This window comes from Neochlamydia sp. AcF84 (assembly GCF_011087585.1).
Taxonomy (GTDB): domain Bacteria; phylum Chlamydiota; class Chlamydiia; order Chlamydiales; family Parachlamydiaceae; genus Neochlamydia.
Genome location: NZ_VJOT01000072.1, coordinates 1 through 19897 on the forward strand (window position 1 = coordinate 1; position 19897 = coordinate 19897).

Annotated in this window: 15 protein-coding genes; 4 read left to right on the forward strand and 11 right to left on the reverse strand. The window is 39.3% G+C overall.

The window, feature by feature from the left end:
• Positions 1-555 (forward strand): transposase (locus tag NEOC84_RS08025; protein WP_207391836.1); only part of this gene is annotated, 555 nt, incomplete at its 5' end.
• Between the two features lie 736 nt (positions 556-1291).
• On the opposite strand, the gene NEOC84_RS08030 is transcribed toward NEOC84_RS08025, so the two are convergent.
• From NEOC84_RS08030 to htpG, 3 genes are all read right to left on the reverse strand, one after another.
• A complete protein-coding gene (locus tag NEOC84_RS08030) occupies positions 1292-1921 on the reverse strand; it encodes a hypothetical protein (protein WP_166157809.1) in 630 nt (209 codons plus the stop codon).
• 436 nt (positions 1922-2357) lie between these two features.
• A complete protein-coding gene (locus NEOC84_RS08035; RefSeq protein WP_166157814.1) occupies positions 2358-3494 on the reverse strand; it encodes a metallophosphoesterase family protein in 1137 nt (378 codons plus the stop codon).
• Positions 3495-3576: 82 nt separating this feature from the next.
• The gene (gene htpG / locus NEOC84_RS08040) at positions 3577-5433 is read right to left on the reverse strand and encodes a molecular chaperone HtpG (RefSeq protein ID WP_166157820.1); all 1857 of its coding nucleotides are present in this window, start codon (positions 5431-5433) and stop codon (positions 3577-3579) included.
• A gap of 165 nt (positions 5434-5598) precedes the next feature.
• Here htpG and nqrF point away from each other — a divergent pair, with 165 nt between their 5' ends.
• Complete coding sequence (gene nqrF, locus NEOC84_RS08045; protein WP_166157823.1) at positions 5599-6930, forward strand: NADH:ubiquinone reductase (Na(+)-transporting) subunit F; 1332 nt, start codon at positions 5599-5601, stop codon at positions 6928-6930.
• Between the two features lie 17 nt (positions 6931-6947).
• Positions 6948-8585, forward strand: coding sequence for an NAD+ synthase (locus tag NEOC84_RS08050; RefSeq protein ID WP_166157826.1), 1638 nt, complete (start codon positions 6948-6950; stop codon positions 8583-8585).
• A gap of 41 nt (positions 8586-8626) precedes the next feature.
• On the opposite strand, the gene NEOC84_RS08055 is transcribed toward NEOC84_RS08050, so the two are convergent.
• The 4 genes from NEOC84_RS08055 to NEOC84_RS08075 all read right to left on the reverse strand — a co-directional run bounded on the left by NEOC84_RS08055 (position 8627) and on the right by NEOC84_RS08075 (position 13537).
• On the reverse strand, positions 8627-8992 hold the full coding sequence (locus tag NEOC84_RS08055) for a hypothetical protein (protein WP_166157828.1): 366 nt from the start codon (positions 8990-8992) through the stop codon (positions 8627-8629).
• Positions 8993-9633: 641 nt separating this feature from the next.
• Positions 9634-10338: a DUF4116 domain-containing protein gene (locus tag NEOC84_RS08060; protein WP_166157831.1), complete on the reverse strand. Its 705-nt coding sequence runs from the start codon at positions 10336-10338 to the stop codon at positions 9634-9636.
• A gap of 921 nt (positions 10339-11259) precedes the next feature.
• Entirely contained in the window at positions 11260-12663 is a 1404-nt protein-coding gene (asnS, locus tag NEOC84_RS08070) for an asparagine--tRNA ligase (protein WP_166157837.1), read from the reverse strand.
• Between the two features lie 10 nt (positions 12664-12673).
• A complete protein-coding gene (locus tag NEOC84_RS08075; protein ID WP_166157840.1) occupies positions 12674-13537 on the reverse strand; it encodes a deoxyribonuclease IV in 864 nt (287 codons plus the stop codon).
• 266 nt (positions 13538-13803) lie between these two features.
• Here NEOC84_RS08075 and murJ point away from each other — a divergent pair, with 266 nt between their 5' ends.
• Positions 13804-15411, forward strand: a complete 1608-nt coding sequence (murJ, locus tag NEOC84_RS08080; protein WP_166157843.1) for a murein biosynthesis integral membrane protein MurJ — start codon at positions 13804-13806, stop codon at positions 15409-15411.
• Between the two features lie 619 nt (positions 15412-16030).
• Here murJ and rpsD read toward each other — a convergent pair.
• The 4 genes from rpsD to NEOC84_RS08100 all read right to left on the reverse strand — a co-directional run bounded on the left by rpsD (position 16031) and on the right by NEOC84_RS08100 (position 19774).
• Complete coding sequence (gene rpsD, locus NEOC84_RS08085) at positions 16031-16651, reverse strand: 30S ribosomal protein S4 (RefSeq protein ID WP_166157846.1); 621 nt, start codon at positions 16649-16651, stop codon at positions 16031-16033.
• A gap of 190 nt (positions 16652-16841) precedes the next feature.
• A complete protein-coding gene (locus NEOC84_RS08090; protein WP_166157849.1) occupies positions 16842-17882 on the reverse strand; it encodes a hypothetical protein in 1041 nt (346 codons plus the stop codon).
• On the reverse strand, positions 17879-18766 hold the full coding sequence (locus NEOC84_RS08095) for a DUF58 domain-containing protein (RefSeq protein WP_166157852.1): 888 nt from the start codon (positions 18764-18766) through the stop codon (positions 17879-17881). The genes NEOC84_RS08090 and NEOC84_RS08095 overlap by 4 nt, the downstream gene beginning before the upstream one ends.
• 15 nt (positions 18767-18781) lie before the next feature.
• Positions 18782-19774: a MoxR family ATPase gene (locus NEOC84_RS08100; RefSeq protein WP_207391838.1), complete on the reverse strand. Its 993-nt coding sequence runs from the start codon at positions 19772-19774 to the stop codon at positions 18782-18784.
• Between the last annotated feature and the right edge of the window lie 123 nt (positions 19775-19897).

Consider the following 19897-nt stretch of genomic DNA (forward strand, 5'->3'; position numbering starts at 1 on the left):
TTAGACACTATTAAACGTATTTTTAACCAAAAAAGAAACGATTCGCCTAAGGTGTATAGCTTGCATGAGCCCCATGTGGAATGTATTGCTAAAGGTAAAGTAGAAAAAAGATATGAATTTGGCTGCAAAACTTCGCTAGTCATCACTCATCAAGAAGGGTTAGCTTTGGATGTTAGAGCCATTCATGGCAATCCGTACGATGGGCACACTCTTGAAGAAGCTATTAAAAATGCTCAAAACAACAGCGGTAAGAATATTGAAGTAGCATTTGTAGATAAAGGCTATCGAGGTCATACAGTAGAAGGTAAAACCATATTTATTTCTGGGCAAAGAAAAGGCCTTACACATTGGATTAAGTCCCAACTTAAAAGGCGCCAAGCCATAGAACCTCATATAGGCCATATGAAGAATGATGGCAAACTGGGACGTAATTACCTTAAAGGCCGTTTAGGAGATTGTTTTAACGCCATTTTATGTGGAATTGGCCATAACATGCGTTTAATTTACAATTGGCTAGTCGCTCAAAATTCTCCCAAACGTCTTTATTCAGGCTAAAAAAACTCATTTTCTTCTTTAAATTGCTTTAACGCTCTATCTTGAAGGCTACCTCCTGCTCTAAAAACCTTAATTTTTAGCCAATTTTCATATTCATCAACAAAAATACTTGGATTTTCAGTTTTTTAACTTAGGGCTAAATGAAAATTCATAATTTTTCTTTCTAAAATGGATGCAATGAAGAAATTTTTAAGGTTAATTCAGGTCGAACTATTTAATGAGTAGAAACTTATGTGTTGACTCCACCCTCATTTCAGAAATTATAGGCCAATGGAAATTAACCTGCGGAATGTGGGATATAGCACAAGTATTCGACAAGTAATAAACTCTCATTCAAAGTGAACTTAAGAGCATTTAGAGATTTTCCTGTTTGGCTTTTTCGCCCTCTTTAGATCTTATCTGACCTAGCTATGAACAAAAGGCACTTGCAAGTCGTACATCACAGCTAATACTGTATTCAGCTTATGGAGTCCTCTTCTCAAAAGACTGCAACCTGCTTTGCCAATTTTTTCTTTAAAGGTCCGCAGCTTGATTTCATGCTCATCGGCATTTCAAAAGTCTCAATAATAAACTTTTGAACAACTATTTATGTAATCATATACTTAATAAAAAGCTTGTTTTTATGGTGGAAGCCAGCTTGGAAAAAAGGTTAATTCCTTTTTTGGCTATGCAGATGTAGTTTCTTTAAAGGTATGATCTAAATCCTACTGTAGTGCTTATGCATTAGCTCTGCTGCTCATTTAGTTTTCTCAGGAAGCATAGGGGCTGAAATGAAACCAGAAACAAGCAGCGCTCTTGCTTTCTTTGCATAGAAGCTATTTTTTCCTTTTAAAGCAGCATGCGTATTCAATAAACTTCCTTTGCCTCCTGCTTGCTGGCTTGGATTGTAAGCATGATGCATAGAAGTTATAGGTTTGAGGCTTAAATTGGAGAGAAATGACCACCAGATCTTCCACTCATGCAACTGTTTAGCACTGTAGTAATTGACTTGCCGCCTTTTAAAGGTTTTGTCCACTTTTACCACCTCGCCAGCTTGTAGATGGATATGCCTTAAAGAAGACTCCTCAAAAAAAGCATCCTTATTGGGGATCAAAAACTCTAAAGTATATTCTCCTGGAGTAACGTCTTCTAAGACCACTATCCGCGATCTATTCTTACGATCTTCTACAAAAGCATTGCCTTTAGGATACATTTTTTGAGAATGGTTGCCATCTTTTAACCAAAACCGAATGCGGTCCAGTCGATCCCCTTCCAGATCGGTTTTATAATCAACAATTAATGTCCCTTTTTTAACGGCTATCGGTTCTGTCCCATGCAAATTAAATAAGCTGGCCCATCCTAGATAAAAGCATAAGAAGGATAACACTGCTCTTAACTTCTTTCGGTAAATTTTTTTTATAATAAAGAATTTATCTATCTTAAAATCCATGCCTTTATCGCTTTGATTAAAGTTTTTTAAAGCTTTACGCCACCCTAAAAAGAAAGAATTTCTCACGCCTCTACCCTTGTATATTAATTGTGCTTTTATGAGAACATTCGTCAATTGAAGCAGGTTTTATTCTTGATTTTGATAGGCCGCAACTCTAATAACTTTTCTCCTTTTCCTACACTTTCATAAATATTTTTACAGTTTTTTTTAATAAGAAAATCTACATCGCTGCACTACTTATGTGACCTATAAAGTGAATTTAACGATATAGAGGCTCTTTAATCTCTAAAACCCCGTTGCAATTGAAAATCTTGGGTTCTTTTCTTTTTCCAATTACGCTTATTTTCGTAAAAAGCGAGCAAAAACAAGCAAGCTATTTATTAACGCCTTCTTGCACCACATCATCCACTATCATGCCAGCTGGTGTGAAAGCTTGTATACGACGATGGCTGCCATCTATTGTCACCAGAATAAAAAACTGGGTAGCAGATGATTTAGCAATATACCAGGCTTGCCGCGGTGTTTTGGGGGTTCTTATATTGGCTACCGACCAGGCACCATCTCCTATATATAAAACTCCTTGCTTTTGAGGTCGTCCTTTGCAGATAGGATGAGTGCGCTTATAGGCATGATCATTATTTTCAAAAGCTACATGAAGGCCATACTGCTCGAATAAAGGGACCCACTGCCGGCGAACTGCTCGGCTAGTTTTATTATAGTAGGATCGATAAGAGGGATAGGCAGGAATATGATAAACTGCAAATTTATGGGGAACCTGCCGGCGTTGCCTTAGAACTTGCTTGAGCCATAGAGTCTGAGCTCCACGGACAGGATACGCATGGCCAGAATCAAGGATGATCAAGCTCATGTAAGAGCTGAAATCCAAGACTTTGTAGCTTTTAAGGTTGAGAGTAGGAAAAAGAGCAAAAAAGAATTCTGCCTCCTGCGGTGTCTTACCGTTGCCTCCTCGCACTTCATGGTTACCAATGCAGGGAACAATAGGAATAAGATAGCCTTCAGAAGTTACCATGGTTTGCTTCCAAATGCGTAACCAATCTATCCATTTTTGCGGATTTTCAGGAATAGAACGATCACCCACAGCACTATAGGCTATATCTCCTCCAATCACTACAAACAGTGGATTGGTAGCGGCGGCTGCTCGATTGGTTTTCTCCATCATCTCCATAGAGCCATTATACATATCCCCCCCTACTACAAAGCGGATAGGAAGATTGGATTCTGCTGGCATCGTACGAAACTTGTAAATGTGTTTATCTGCACCTAGGCGAAAATGATAGCTAGTAGATGGCATTAGATCTACTAGCTCCACACGATGAATCAAATGAGGCAGCTGAGCGGGCATAGGTCTATGTTGGCTCTTCTCCCTATGCCATACCTCTTCTCCTTCCCTCTGGTATTCAATGAAATCCTGAGTCTGCGCTTGAGGAGTTATCCAGCAAACATTCATGGTCGACTGGGGATGATGTTGCCAAGTTAAATAAATACTCAAAATCTCCTCATCTGCCCACATTGAACATGGAAATAGAAAAATAAAGCAACAGCTCAAGACCAATAGGAACGTTTGCATATAGCTATTCCTGACCCACTTCCTGAGTCACTTCCTGCGCTAATTTTTCTAAAATATGTACTGTCCTTGAAATAAAGTCCTCTAGTAAAGAAGGATCCATCTCGCGCTGAGACAAAAGCGCCAACTCATAAGCTTCTTTAACTAATGCAGACGCAAGCTCAGAATTTTTAGGTTCTAGCTTGTAAATGGCATTTATTAAAACATTGTTGGTGTTTACTACGAAGGTTTTCTTACCTAAATGCGCAAACTGGGAGGCTCCTTCTTTAGGATTCATAGCTACCATATAATCACGCATACGACGTTGATTTTCATCCTGCAGAATAAAACCTGGTAAGGCATTGCTAGCTAAGCTTTTAGCTTCTACTTCGATTTTGTCATCCTTTAATTTGGCACGAATAAAATCGGCAAGCTTAGCGGCCTCAGTTTTTCCGCTAGCATCTAGAATGGTTTTTTCACGCTCTTTATCAACAATATGCTCAGCCAAAGCAGCATCTACCCGTTGGAAAACAACGGGAGTTAGCTGCCTTTCTAAATGTTGCATTACATAAACATCCACCGGATGATTGGCACATAGAATTCCTATTCCCTGATTTTTATACAAAGCCTGTAGGGAGCTCATATGCTGTTCATCTTTTGTATAATAGATCTTTTCTGCTGTTTTTTCGCGATAGCGATCTAAATATTCCTGGGCGGTAATCCACTCGCCCTCAACAGTTTTCCAGATAAGAAAATCTTTTACGCGCTCATATAGCTTATCGTCTTCTAATATCCCTAGCTTGACTACAATAGAAATATCTTCCCAGCTTGCTACAAAGCGCTCTCTTTCATTGCGATAAAGCGTGGCCAGGCTATCAAATACTTTTTTGGCAATATGTCCTGAGAGCTGGCGGACTGTACGATCAACCTGCAAGTAGCTACGTGAAACGTTTAAAGGAATGTCAGGGCTATCAATGATTCCTCGCAAGGCCATCAGATAGTTAGGAATTACATCTTTGCAATTGTCTGATACAAAAACCCGGCTACAGTATAATTTGACCGTATTTTTTTCATTGTCGTAATCTCTACGCACTTTGGGAAAGTAAAGGATTCCTTTAAGGTGAAAGGGATAATCGGCATTAAGATGCACCCAAAAAAGAGGATCTTCTTCCATAGGGTAAAGATGATGATAAAAATCTAGGTAATCTTTCTGCGTGCAATCAGCGGGATTTTTGATCCATAAAGGTTCTTGGGTATTAATATGGGTGGTGCCTAAATAGACGGGATAAGGTAAAAATGAACAGTAGTGAAGCATCACTTGCTTAAGGCGATAGTCGTCCAAATACTCTTCATTATCTTTATCCACGAAAAGCGTAATCTCTGTACCTCGGGTAGCGCGACTGCCTTTTTCTATTGTATACTCAGAAGAGCCATCACATGACCAAAAAACGGGCTCTGCGCCTTCTTTATAAGAAAGAGTATTGATCTCTACTTTACTTGCTACCATATAAGCTGAGTAAAATCCTAATCCAAAATGGCCAATAAATTGATCTTTTTCTTCATTGGTTTTATATTTATGGACAAATTCTTCTGCTCCTGAAAAAGCAATCTGTGCGATATACTTTTGCACCTCTTCGGCATCCATTCCAATGCCATTATCGATAAATTTTATAGTCTTACTATCCTTATCAATTTGAATTTCTACTTTAAAGTCTTCATCGTTAGCTTGTATCTGTTCTTGTTCACGTAAAACTTTAACTTTTCGAATAGCATCGCAAGCATTAGAAACAAGCTCGCGAACAAAAATATCTTTATCAGAGTAGAGCCATTTTTTGATGATAGGTAAAATATTTTCGCTATGAATTTCAAGATTCTTTTTGATCATGTCTAAATCCCTATGAAATTGTATGATTTAAAAAAGAAAAGCATAAAGAATTTCCTTTTTTAGGGGAAGAGTAGTTCTTTATTCTGCTTGAAGAGAGATGTTTTATTAGTTGCTGTTAAATGAGTATGCAAGCTATACCTAAAAATAGCCAAGCGAGTAAGCCTTATGGATTCATTATTTAACTTCACGATAGCTTCCCTAGGAGGCATCGACATTTTTCTTGTGACCTATGCCATTCTAGCTTTTGTCATAATCGGCACCGGTCTTGCGGGGATCATTTTATTTACCCGTGCTAAATTTGTTAGCAGTGAAGCTTGCACCATTAAAGTTAACGAAGATCCTTCTCTCACTAAAACAGTAGCCGGAGGAAGTACACTTTTATTAGCTTTAAGCTCCAATGGTATTCCGATTCCCTCTCCTTGCGGAGGCAAAGCAACCTGCAAGCAATGCCGGGTGCAAATTTTAGAAGGCGCTAATGAACCTTTAGAGACTGACAAAGGCACTTTTACTAAGAAGCAATTGAAAGAGGGTTGGCGCTTATCATGCCAAGCTAAAGTCAAAAACGATCTGCATCTGCATGTTGAGGCTGATGCACTTGGCGTCAAAGAATGGTCTGCCACGGTGATAAGCAATCAAAATGTGGCCACTTTTATTAAAGAATTAATCGTAGAGCTTCCTGAAGGAGAAGAAGTACCTTATCGCTCAGGAGGATATTTGCAATTTCATGTGCCTCCTTTCAAAGCGAACACAGAGAGCTGGAAAAACACCATGCATCCTCAATACCATGAAGACTGGGAAAAATTTGGGTTATTAGGACATTATCTTGACTTTAGCTATCTACCTACAGGTTCTGAAGAGGTTATTCGCGCCTATTCTATGGCCTCCTACCCGGCAGAAGGCCGAACTTTACGATTTAATATTCGCATTGCCACTCCCCCTTTTATCGCTGGAAAGCTAGCAGAAAAAACTCCTTGGGGAATCTGCTCTAGCTATACGTTTAATTTAAAAGCAGGGGATAAAATCAAGCTTTCAGGACCTTATGGCGAATCCTTTATGATCCAAGATAACCGTGAACTTATATTTCTTATCGGGGGTGCTGGCTCATCATTTGGACGTAGTCACATCATGCATTTATTCAAGACAGAACAGACGCACCGTAAGGTAACCCTATGGTATGGAGCGCGCTCTTTAAAAGAAAATATTTATCAAGCTGCCTATGAACAGCTAGAAAAAGAATTTTCCAACTTTCACTATCATTTAGTTCTTTCTGAACCTCTTCCTAGTGATCTTGAAGCTGGTTGGCCCGCTAATGATCCTGTAAAAACAAATTACCTCTTTAAAGCTTTTGAAATAGGCCAGTTAAAGTTTATGGAAGCGCCCGAAGAATGTTTGTTCTATGTCTGTGGCCCTCCTTTGCATAATAAAAGTGTTCTTAAGCTTTTAGAGGATTATGGCGTTCCTCGTGAAAGCATTGTTCTCGATGATTTTGGAAGCTAACACCCTATTCTATTAAAATGAAAATACTTGCTGCGCAAATCAATCCTACCATCGGTGCTTTAAAAGAAAATACTGACAAAATTTTGCAGGCTATAGCCCATGGTAAAAGGATAGCGGCAGATCTTATCTTATTCCCTGAATTGACGCTAACTGGTTATCCACCTCAAGATTTGCTTTTACTCCCACATTTCATGGAACAAGTTTTGTTGCAGCTGGACAAAATCCGTAAAGCTTGTATAGACATTATCGCCATCGTAGGTCTTCCCCGACCTAATCCTGATCGTAGAGAAAAGCGCTTGTTTAATAGCGCAGCAATTATTCAAAATCAGGAAATTGTCGGATTTCAAGATAAATTTCTTCTACCCACCTACGATGTTTTTGATGAAAGACGCTATTTTGAACCTGCAACAAGCATAAAAATATGGAATTTAAAGGGTAAAAGGGTTGGCATTACTGTGTGCGAAGATATTTGGCAGCATAGCGCTCTTGTTGCAGAAACTTCTTATCATAGGAATCCTATTGAAGAGCTCCTTCCTTTAAAGCCGGAATTTTTGCTCAATCTCTCTGCCTCCCCTTTTAGCCTCTCCAAATTTGCTAATCGCATGAAAGTCTGTTCTGAAGCGGCTAAAGCATTACGTTGCCCCCTTATTTTCTGTAATCAAGTAGGAGCCAATGATAGCTTAATTTTTGATGGCTACAGCCAACACCTAAATGCTAAGGGAGAACTCGTACATCTCGCCAAAGGGTTTGAAGAAGATTGGCTGCTAATAGATCTAAACGCTTCATCTCCCCCTGTTTATCCTAACAAAGTAGCTACTGAAGAGCTTTATAGAGCTCTTATCCTAGGATTAAAAGATTATTTTCACAAATCAGGCTTTCAGAAAGCATGCCTAGGACTATCCGGTGGTATTGATTCGGCTGTAGTGGCTTGTATTGCTGCAAAGGCATTGGGCGCTAAAAATGTGATGGGAGTCAGCATGCCCTCCCGTTATTCCTCTCCTGGCAGCATAGATGATGCCCAAGCATTAGCACAGAACTTAGGCATCACTTATCGGCAAATCTGCATTGAAAAACCTTTTCAAAGCTATTTGGAATTATTAGAGCCCCAATTTAGAGCACTACCGATCGATCATACGGAAGAAAATTTACAAGCACGGATACGGGGGATGCTTCTCATGGCTCTTTCCAATAAACTTGGGTTTATGGTTTTGAACACAGGAAATAAAAGTGAACTGGCAATGGGCTATTCCACTCTTTATGGGGATATGTGTGGAGCTTTAGCAGTTCTTGGCGATGTCTTAAAAAGGGATGTGTATGCTCTAGCTCACTGGATTAATCGCCACCAGATCATCATTCCGCAAAGCACGCTTGATAAGCCCCCTTCTGCGGAGCTAAGGCCTAACCAGATCGATCAAGACTCCCTTCCTCCTTATGAAACAATCGATCATATTTTACAAGCTTACGTAGAAGAGGGCCAGTCCTCTGAAAGTATTGCTAAAAATTTTGATTATCCTTTGAAATTAATAGAAGAGCTTATCCGAAAAATTCACCAAAATGAATACAAGCGTCGTCAGTCACCTCCTGCCTTACGTGTTTCTGAGAAGGCCTTCTTAACAGGCCGCTGTTTTCCTATTGTAGAGCGTTGGATAAGCTAAGCTTTTGCTGCCTTAAAAAGCTCAATACACCCTTTTGCTTCTTAATTAAGAATATCTTCTATTCTCATTTTCTTAATGGTTCTATTTAAACATAAAGGGCATAAACGCTCTTTCTGATACTGTTGCAATATATCAACAGCTTTTTTGCAAATCGTGCAAACCTCTGTAGGTGATAAGCTGCTTACAGGGACTAGTTTTTTCTTACGAATTGCAATGCGAGCTTTTAAACGATCGATTAATTCAACATTTCTTGTAGATGGAGAGCTAACTTCTTTGCTATAAGCTTTTGTTTCTAAGGGAGGGGGATTTTTCCTTAAATGAGATAACGCTGTGGATAAAAAAAACATACTATCTTGAGATTCAAGAATATGCTTGATTAGGGGTGCATTGTGGTAGATATAATTCATAAGTTTTTCATAAAAAAATTATATCTTAGATTATGTCTAAACTTTTTTTTCCCGCAACATAAATTCCCTGCATAAAAAATGCAGCGTTTCCTAAACAATATTTAATTAGTAAAATATTTTAACGCCAGAGCAAAATTAATGAGAAACATAAATCTTGGCGTAAATCTTCCCAGCTTTGCATAAACAGCTACCATGCTGGCTATAAATGCATTAAATTCAGCTTAACTCTACAGGGGTGGCTGCCTGCATATGCTTAGGGGTATTTGTATTTGATAATAATAGTAACGGCCTTTCGCTTGAGGCTTTTACCGCCAGTAAGGTCTATTTTTGCCAACATTTCTAAAATGGCTTAAGGGAGATATTCGTGCATCTATCATTAGAGGTCTAGCTTCTTGCAAAGCATACCTCCTTAAATAAATCCTCTCTTTAGGAATTCTGCCTCATCGATAGTTTAGTATACCATCTTCTTTATCTTTCAACGCTTCCATTTGTAAGCTGTTTCTTAGTGCATCGGCTTGCCTAAAAAGCTATAAGCCTATCAAATGCTGAAAAACGTAGAACGATGTCAAGCACTGCGCTAATATCACCAAACATCCCACTTTTTTGCTGAAAAGTGACACGAAGTAATTCCTTAGCATTTTTTAAGCCTGTTGGTAAAGCCTATAAGTACCCAGCCATTTTCGATTATCAGCGGCAAGCACGACTTCCCTAGCGTTGCGGAGCTGTTTGCTAGCATACTTAAGCGCCAAGTGACTACGCTGGACAGCGGCAAGCACGACTTCCTTGTCGTTTCGAAGCTGTTTGCTAGCATACTTAAGCGCCGAACCGTTTTCCTGAATAGCGGCAAGCACGGTTTCATTGTCGTTTCGAAGCTGTTTGCTAGCATACTTAAGCGCCGTACCGTTTTCCTGAATAGCGGCAAGCACGACTTTCTTATCGTTTTGAAGCTGTTTGCTAGCATACTTAAGTGCCAAACCGTTTTCCTGAACAGCGGCAAGAACGACATCTCTATCGCTTTTAAGCGTGTCACTACCATCCTTAAGAGCTAAGCCATTCTTTTGAACATTAGCTAACAAAGCTTTCTTTTCCTTATTGCGTACTACATCATAAATGCCTACAAGTATATTTCCTAGCACAGGAACTAACAAAATTAAGCACCGTCTAAAGCTTTTTTGATCAAGGTGAGTGTAATAGACGTTTTTGGATATATTCTCTTTTTGCTTAAAAGGTAAAACAACAACTTTTTGAAAGATATCGACTAAATTAGTCACCGTGCTGACGATAGGTATGTAGTCAGCGCCTCGATCAATAGATAAGCAAGCTCTAGATAAAGAATTTATTAGCATGAACCCTCTATTGTTGGTTAATTTTTAATACCTCTATCATACAAAAATCTTCTTAAAAAGAAAACAATAACACCTTTTTGTAGAGATATCATCAAGTAGTTCTATAAATTAATATAATTTAATAGTTACTCAAGGGGGCAATAGCATACATACCCTTTACTCTCTTTAGGAATAAAGGTAAAAGACACTGACTTAATGCTTTAGCAACCACTAAGATCACTTGGGGCACTAGTTCTAACAAAGCTTACTAAACGTTTGTACATAAATTTATCTTCTTGTAAAGGCTATGCAATTAAATTAAATGCCGTGCTGGTAGAAATTTCTCTCCGTTAATTTCTTGTCAAAGCTCTTTAGCATTCCTTACAGATCAGGGTATCACAAGCAACAGGCAGCCTTGAAAGCTAGCAGAGCAATCAGCAACAAAAAAATTCTTAGAAAAGCCCTTAAAGGCAAATGATAAATAGCTTTGATCATCAACACGCCTAGGATGGATTCAGCGGAGAAAATTCTTGAGCCCCCCTTCTTGCCCATGTTTTCCTTCATCCTTTGATGGCTTTATCCTTAGAATCATAAAGCTAGGCTTTCTCTCAACACCAAAGCTTGGTTATAAGCGGGCTAATTACGTAGGCGGTAAGTGAATTTTTTTCCCTAGCTTGCCCATATTTTTGTTTAAGTAGATTAAATTTTATAGTTTTTAAATGTGAAAGAACCCTCTTATCGCCTACTCTCCTATTACTTACAACACAACCCGGGTCAGATTGAGCAGAGCATTTTATTTTTTGATTGCATAATCATTAATGATAAACATAAGAACCTTTCTGAAAAAAGAAAAAGCTAAAAGCTTTATACACCACTATTCTAAAGTTAGAGCTGTTTACAAATTTTTTTATTTCAAAGGTTTGTAAACAGCTTTAGAAAACTTTAAAATTCAGCTTTACCAGGGTAACGAGGAAAAGGAATAACATCCCGTATATTATCCATGCCAGAGACAAACTGAATGAGACGCTCAAATCCTACGCCATACCCGGCATGGGGGACAGTACCATATTTACGTAGCTCAAGATACCACCAATAATCATCGGGTGATAAGCCACCTGCTTTAAGCTTGTGTTCTAGCACATCTAAACGCTCTTCTCTTTGGCTACCACCTATGATTTCCCCTATTTTAGGTACAAGAACATCCATAGCTGCCACTGTCTTATTATCGCTATTATCACGCATATAGAAAGCTTTAATCTGCTTAGGATAATCCGTGAGTATAACAGGCTTGGCGAAAAATTCTTCTGCCAAATAACGCTCATGCTCGGATTGCAAATCTAGACCCCATTTCACAGGATACTCAAAATTTTTGCCTGATTTCTCAAGAATGCGTACCGCATAGGAATAGGTGGCCCGTTCAAAAGGGGTATTAATGACATGCTGCATACGTTCAATTAATCCCGTAGAAACATGCTTGTCAAAAAACTCCATATCCTCTGCGCAATTATCTAAAGCATACTTAAGAACAAATTTAAGATACTCTTCTGCATTATCCATGTTGTCATTAATGTCGGCAAAAGCCATTTCTGGCTCAATCATCCAAAACTCTGCTAAATGACGGGAGGTATTAGAATTTTCAGCGCGAAAAGTGGGTCCAAAGGTATAAACATCCGATAAAGCGCAGGCGTAAATTTCGCCATTGAGCTGGCCAGAAACAGTGAGATAAGCAGGCTTACCAAAAAAGTCTTGGGAGTAGTCGATCTGCCCATTAGGAAGACGCGGATGAGCACTAGGCTCCATTGTTGTAACCCGAAACATTTTTCCCGCCCCCTCGCAATCAGAGGCGGTAATGATGGGTGTATGTAAATATAAAAAGCCTTTTTGCTGATAAAAAAGGTGGGTAGCAAAGGCTAAGCTATTTCTTAAGCGAGTGATAGCACCTAAAGTATTCGTGCGAGGACGAAGATGAGCAATCGATCGCAAAAATTCAAACGAATGGCGTTTTTTTTGTAAAGGGTAGGTTTCTGGATCGCATGCACCAATGATAGTTAAAGACTTAGCTTGCATTTCCCAGGCTTGATCTTTACCAGGATTTTCTACAATCTTGCCAGTTACAGCCACCGATACACCGGTAGATAGATGGCCAAGAATCTTCTCATAGTCAGGTAAATCTGGATTCAAAATAACTTGAAAGTTTGAGAGGGTGGATCCATCGTTAACTTCAACGAAGGAAAAAGTTTTTTGATTGCGAACCGTTCGCACCCAACCTTTAATCGTCACCTCTTGTCCTAATAATGAAGGAACTCCAGAAGCCGGGTATTTGAGTTGTCTAATTTTTATGCGCATAATAATAGCCTCATGATTTTACAAAGTCTCGTAGCATTTGAATTTCAGTCTTCCATATAAGGGGGTCTTTGGGAGTCTCAAGGTATTTAGGCATCGCTTGAGTTGGAGGATGATTCATTAAAAATTTAAAGCAATCTATGCCAATCAGTCCTTTACCCAGATATTGATGCCGATCTACACGGGAGCCTAAACCTTTAAGTGAATCGTTAAGGTGAAAGGCATATAGATGTTTAAAACCCACCAATTGATCAAATTTTTTAAACGTTTCCTCACAAGCTAAAGTCGAACTCAAATCATAACCGGCAGCAAAAAGGTGGCAAGTATCTAGGCAGACACCTATAGGCAGGCGATTTTCTACTTTGTCTATAATATAGGCTAGCTCCTCAAAACGCCAGCCAACTGCCGACCCTTGCCCTGCAGTATTTTCTAAAAGTAAGCGAGTATCCCCCCTTTGGAGAAGAGACTCATAAGTTAACAAGCTTTCCACAATTCTGTCTAAGCATTCTTGAGGGTCTCTATCAATCGCGGCACCGGGATGAAAATTTAAAAAAGAAATACTTAGCTTTAAACAACGCTCGATCTCAAGGCCAAAAGCTTCACGACTTTTTCTCAAATTTTCTGGATCCGGTGCCCCCAGGTTAATCATATAGCTAGCATGGCTCATAATTTTTTGCAAATGAGTTTCTTTAAGTGCCGCATACCAAGCATCGATCACCTCTGGCATTAAAGGTTTTGCATTCCATTGTCTTTGATTACTGGTAAAGAGCTGAATAGTAGTCGCTCCTATCTCTTGTCCCTCATATAAAGCATTCTGTACTCCCCCAGCTGCCGAAGTATGAGCTCCTATGAGAAGATTTTCAGCTTTTGTTGTCATCGACTCTCCCCTTCTTTCCAATTTTATAAGCACGCCATCATAACAGCCCAGCTGGTTGTTGACAAGAAAAGTAGCAGCAACTGTAGGTTCTAAATTTAAAGAAAAGCTAGCTTGCTGTTTAAAATAGCTTGAGCTATTTTAACCCTATGAAAAAGAGCTCTAATTAAGAAACGCGCTTCTTTATGCATGCGTAACCCTCAATCTACCCTTGCTTTCTTTTGTTTATTTATCAATGATATTTTTCTTTAACCCAAACGAATAGGGCCATGACAGATTCTACCCATAGCATTATCCGTTCAGCAAAGCGTTTTTTTAGCGGAACGATGCTAAGCCGTATGGCGGGTATGGTAAGAGATATAACTATGGCTTCTGCTTTTGGCACGCAACCATCCATAGCAGCTTTTTTAGTCGCTTTCCGCTTATCTCATCTGCTGCGTCGGCTTTTAGGCGAAGGAGCTTTGCAAAGTGCTTTTATTCCCCAATTTGAAAAACTACGCCATCAAGACCCTCAAAGAGCGGCTGCTTTTTTTCGCAGTTTAACGTTAGCTTTAAGTATCCTTCTCTCTATCCTTGTGATTCTAACCATGGCCCTGCTTTGGGGCGTTCTTATGTGGGCCAACCTAGAGGAAGGAAATGCTGAAATTGCTCAGCTAACCCTATTAATGATGCCAAGTCTCATTTTCATTTGCCTGTATGGTATCAATGCTTCCTTGTTACAGTGTGAGAAAAGCTTTTTTACGGCAGGTGTAGCGCCTGTAGCTTTTAATCTTTTATGGATTGTAGGGATTTTATGTCTAAAAAACCTACCTTCTAAAGAAGCTATGCGTTGGTTAACTCTCTTTGTGAATCTAGCCTGTCTAGCTCAATGGACTGTTACGCTGCATCAGACTAAGCACTGCTTAAAAGCTCTAGGAAGAAATTTTGCAAGCCCCTTTAAAAATATTTTTTCCCAGGATATACTTTCCTTATTAAGTCCTTTAAGTCTGGGAATCATTGGTGTAGGCGCTGCGCAAATCAATAATGCTTTAGATGCTGTTTTTGCACGCTATGCAGATGCTGCAGGACCTGCTTACCTATGGTATGCTATGCGCCTTCAACAGCTTCCTTTAGCTCTATTTAGCCTAGCTATCGCGGCAGCTACCCTACCTCCTCTTGCTCGAGCCATTAAAAATGGCGATAAACAGCTGTTTAACAAATTCTTAGACTTTTCCCTACGCAAAAGTGTAGCGTTAATGCTACCCATTAGCACAGCTATTTTTGCCTTAGGCACTAGCAGCATTACCCTCATCTATGGACATGGAGGCTTTAATCAGCTAGCCGTTGCTAATACGGCTCTATGCTTAGGGGCTTATGGATTAGGCTTATTTCCTATGTCGCTCGTGCTTATTTTAGTCCCTGCTTTCTATGCGCAGGATAGCTATAAAATCCCTACGCAAATCTCTATAGCTTCTATTTTGTTAAATTTGATACTCAATCTTTTGCTTGTTTTTGTTTTTGAAAGGGGTGCTGCTAGCGTAGCTTTAGCAACAAGCATTAGTGCATGGATGAATATGTTTCTGCTGCTATACAAGCTAGAAGAAAAAAGTGGTTATGTTTTCTCCCCTAAGCTAAAAACAAGTATTTGGAAAATCAGCTGCGTAAGCTTACTTGCCATGCTTGCAAGTTTGACTTTTTCTCATTATTGGTTGGCTGAAAGTTCATGGATGCTAGGAAAAGAAAGTGTATTCTTACAAACTAGAAGCTCGCTACAGCAGCTTAGTCTATTCGCTCTACAAGCGCTCACTTTCTTGTTCAGTCTAGTGGGAGCAAGCTACCTTTTGCAAGTTGACGATATTTTAAAGATCCATCGAAGCGAAAGTCCTCTTAATTCTTGATTACATTTTATGCAAAAATAAGACAGCTATAAGATAAAAAGGATGTCTTTAAAGGATAATCAACTAACAACCCTTCCTACTAAGATAGCTTTAAATGATCCAAAATATAGGCTGTGGAAGTTTTCCAGACTGCCCCTTAAATTTCTTTTCTTCGCCTCTCTTGTACGCAATAGGCAGATGAAGCACATGCTTCATAAAAATTTTGACAAGTTATAATCGTTTTAACCACGGCTCTCTTTTATTATCCTAGGCATTCTCATTTATAATAATTACTTGGCAAATTTATATTTAAAAAAAGCATGAATTGCAACCGATTGAAAGATAAACAATAAATAAAGAATGTTGCTTTTTTATCAATTTAATAATGCACCTACCATGTTTGTAAGAAAGCAATTATTACCTTCCCATTAGCTTAGGCTATCTAAAAAATGGGAGGGATTAAATGGAAGGCGTGTTACATGTTTTTGCTGAAAAGAGCATCAAAAAGTTTAGCTTAAGAATAAAGAATAGATCCCGAAGCTTGGAAGCAAAAAGGTTTGCTAGAACAAAAAGAAATAATAAAAAAACCCTAGCCTAAGACAACTTAAACCAGGGCTTATTACTTTATATTCCAACTCTTTTAGGTAGAATGCGCTAAAAAGTCACAGATTTCATGCAATTTGATTTCAATGGGCCAAGGCATCTGCTCGGGTGTAGGCATCGCTAGCAGCTGTCCACCAAAGTTTTCTTTATCAAAAGAAAGATAATCAGGGACAGAGCGAGAAGGATTATCTAAAGACTGTTGAATCGCTTTCATGGGCCGAGACTTTTCTCTTACAGTAATCACCATACCAGGTCGTACTTGGAAAGAGCGACGGTCAACTTTTTTGCCATCCACGAGAATATGACCATGGGAAACAAGCTGATGGGCAGCGAAAATAGTGGAAGCAAGTTTAAGGCGATAAACAATCGTATCCAAGCGACACTCTAGCAGTTCTGCAAAGTGCTGGGCAGTGTTACCAGCCATGTTAAAAGCATGCTTGTAATAAGCAACGAGCTGCTTTTCACTAAGCATACCGTAGATAGCTTTAAGTTTTTGCTTCTCTTCGAGTTGTAAGCCATAATCTGATTTTTTACGGCGGCGCGCTCCGTGCATACCAGGGGGATTGGGTTTATGCAGCAAAGGGTTGCGTGTGCGGCCGAAAATATTTGCACCGAAACGTCGGGCAACGCGGTTTTTATTACCTGTGTAACGAGCCATTGGTTCTCCTAAAACGATTTGCAGGTACGATTATCCTTATGATAAATCGCAAGTCGAAATTATTACACATTCCTTGACTTTTCTGCAAACATTCTCTGATTTTAAGCTTCTTTGAATGCTTTTTTCTTTTGCTATTTATAGGATAATTTATAAAAATAGCCCTAGGGGAGGAGATTTTAAATAAAAAAAATTAAAGAGCATCATCTTGGATAAATTGGATAGCTAATTTATAGGCAATCTCACATTCTTCGATGTGAGGATGGTAACGCTCGAATTTGACTCTATCAGCCTGCTGAAGAAAGAGTGCCAGCTGCTGACGAAAGGAGCTGGAAAAAGACCGACTTTGGGCCATCTCTGCTAAAAATTCGGGAGTTGTGCGCGTGGCTGCGGGAATATGATATTTTTTTTGAATATAAGCTCTTAAAGTATCAGTTAAATGCACATAAAAATTGTCAAAAAGCCCTTTAGCGGGTAATTGTCTACTTCGCAGCTGCCTAAGTTCTGCTAAAGCTAATTTCTTTGCAATCTTTGCTAATTGTTTAGATGTTAAAGGCTTTTTAACAGAAAAAGATTTTAGGAAAAAGCAAAGATAGAAGCTGATGAGGACAAAGCATCCTATTTGTATCCATGGTAGCTGCTTCTCATGCATTTGCTTTACATTCCTTTCGACCTCTTGCTTTTGCAAGGAAGGATTATTCCATAAAAGCTTTTGATTTTCCTCACTTAGTTCCATAGGAAGTTTCTTTTCAAAAGTCAGCAAAGATGCAAAATCTTCGGGGTTTTGGGAAGCTATTTCTGGGGCGGTGACCTTAATAAGATAAAGCTCGCTTACAATCTTTTTTAAAGGAGCCTTCTTCTTTTCTGCTATAAAATCGATATCGTAAAAAGTAAGGAATAGCTCTCCCAAGCGTAGCGGCCGTAATACACACACAATTTCTTGAGAAAATATTCCTTTAGCATGTTCTTGAGGATTTTCTGTTTTCATCTCCACGAGAGCAAAAGGATGCTCATAAAAGCTGCTGCTTCTAAGAAGATTCTGCTGCAGTTTTTTTAAATCGAGCTGATATCCAGCCGGAAAAGTTAATTCTAGATTGACTGTAAGAAAATCATTAATAGAAAGGGTTGAAGCCGAAGGCGTGATCACTACCTTAAATCCGCTTTCGTCAGCTCTGCCTTGAACAAAGGGAGAGAAAAAGCCTAGCAGCACCCACAAAAAAAACCAGCCGTTCATCGCCTTTTCCTCGCGCGCATTCTAAAAAATTTACGTAAAAGAGATGCATAAGGTTGATCGGTATCTAGTTCTACTAAACCTACCCCGTTTTTTATTAATAGAGTACGATAAGATTCTACTCGAGCCTTAGCCTGATAAGCAAATTGTTTCTGGAAAAGTTTACTAGAGCTATCTACTGTAAAGCTAGTGCCTGTTTCTAAATCAGTTAAGTGGATTAATCCAAAAGAAGGGAAAGAAATTTCATAAGCATCTATTAGAGCTAGAGCAATTAAGTCGTGCCGCCTAGCTGCTAGAGCCAACTCATGGGCATAAGGCTTAGGACATATAAAGTCGGTGAGCAAAAAGCAGACAGCTGGCCGCCTTTGAATCTTCCCTAAATAGGCCAGGGCAGCAGCCAAATCAGTTCCATGCTCTTTAGGTTTGAAAGCTAAAATTTCACGGATTAGGCGTAAAACATGCCGCGTTCCCTTAGCGGGAGGCAGATATCTCTCTACTCGATTGGAGAAAAGAATAAGCCCTATTTTATCATTATTTTTAATAGCTGAGAAGGCTAGCAAAGCACTAATTTCTGCGATTAAATCATTTTTAAAAGAAGAAGTGCTACCATAGCGCGTAGAAGCCGATATATCCACCAAGAGCATGACAGTCAGCTCTCGCTCTTCGCGAAAGCTTTTAACAAAAGGACGATTCATGCGGGCGGTAACATTCCAATCGATCGAACGAACATCATCCTCTGCCTGATACTCGCGCACTTCTTCAAATTCCATACCTTGCCCTTTGAAAGCCGAGCGATAGGCTCCTGCCAGCAGATCATTAGCTAGCTGAGTCGTTTGGATTTGAAGACGATAAATTTTCTTATAAAGAGCTACGTTAAACTCAACCATGGGCTACTAACAAGCTTAAGGTACAGGAACAGTTTTTAGAATGCGCTCAATCATTTCATCAGTGGACACATCCTCGGCTTCTGCCTCATAAGAACGGCGTAAACGGTGTCTTAAGACTGCAGGGGCAATTTTTTTAATATCTTGAGGCACCACATAAGCGCGGCCTTCAAGGAAAGCATTAGCCTTGCAAGCAACGCAAAGAGCAATACTTGCCCGTGGCGAAGCGCCGTTGAGCAATAAAGATTGAAGATCAAGGCCATATTGGCTAGGGTAGCGGGTAGCAAAAATTAGATCTAAGATATAGTTGGTAATCTTATCATCCATATAAATTTCATTAATTATTTTACGAGCGTTAAGAATTTCTTCTATCGTTAATATGGGCTTAACTTTTATGGAAGAACCTAAATTTGCCATGCGTTTTAAAATTTCTTTTTCCTCTTCTTTGGAGGGATAATCCATGGTAACTTTTAACATAAATCTATCCGTTTGCGCTTCAGGTAAAGGATAAGTCCCTTCTTGTTCAATAGGATTTTCTGTAGCCAGCACCAGATAAGGCTCTGGCAAATGAAAAGTTTGACCGTTAAGAGTGATTTGACGCTCTTGCATCACCTCTAAAAGAGCCGATTGCACTTTTGCTGGCGCACGGTTAATCTCATCTGCCAATAAGATATGCGTAAAAGCTGGGCCTTTGCTAACGGAGAAAGATTCTTCCTTAAAGTTGTAGATTGAAGTACCCACTAAATCGGCAGGTAAAAGGTCTGGGGTAAATTGTATGCGTTTATATTCACAATTAACTACTTTCGCTAAAGTAGTGACAGCTAAAGTCTTTGCTAAGCCAGGCAGGCCTTCTAAGAGCACGTGGCCATTAGCTAAAAGAGCTATCAGCAAGTAGTTAACCATTTCGTGTTGCCCCACGATAGCTTTGCCCATCTCTTGGCGGGCAAGCATAAACTTTTCATTAGCTTTACCTATAGTAGCGGCTAAAGCTGAAATATCTGTCAACAGCATTGTTTGTCTTTTGTTAAAAGTGTTGTTAATACATATAAGGGATTGTAAAAAAAGGGTAAAGAGAGAAGGTCGTTAACAGATATAAATTCGCTTTAATAAAATACCACAACAGGTTTGTTTTAA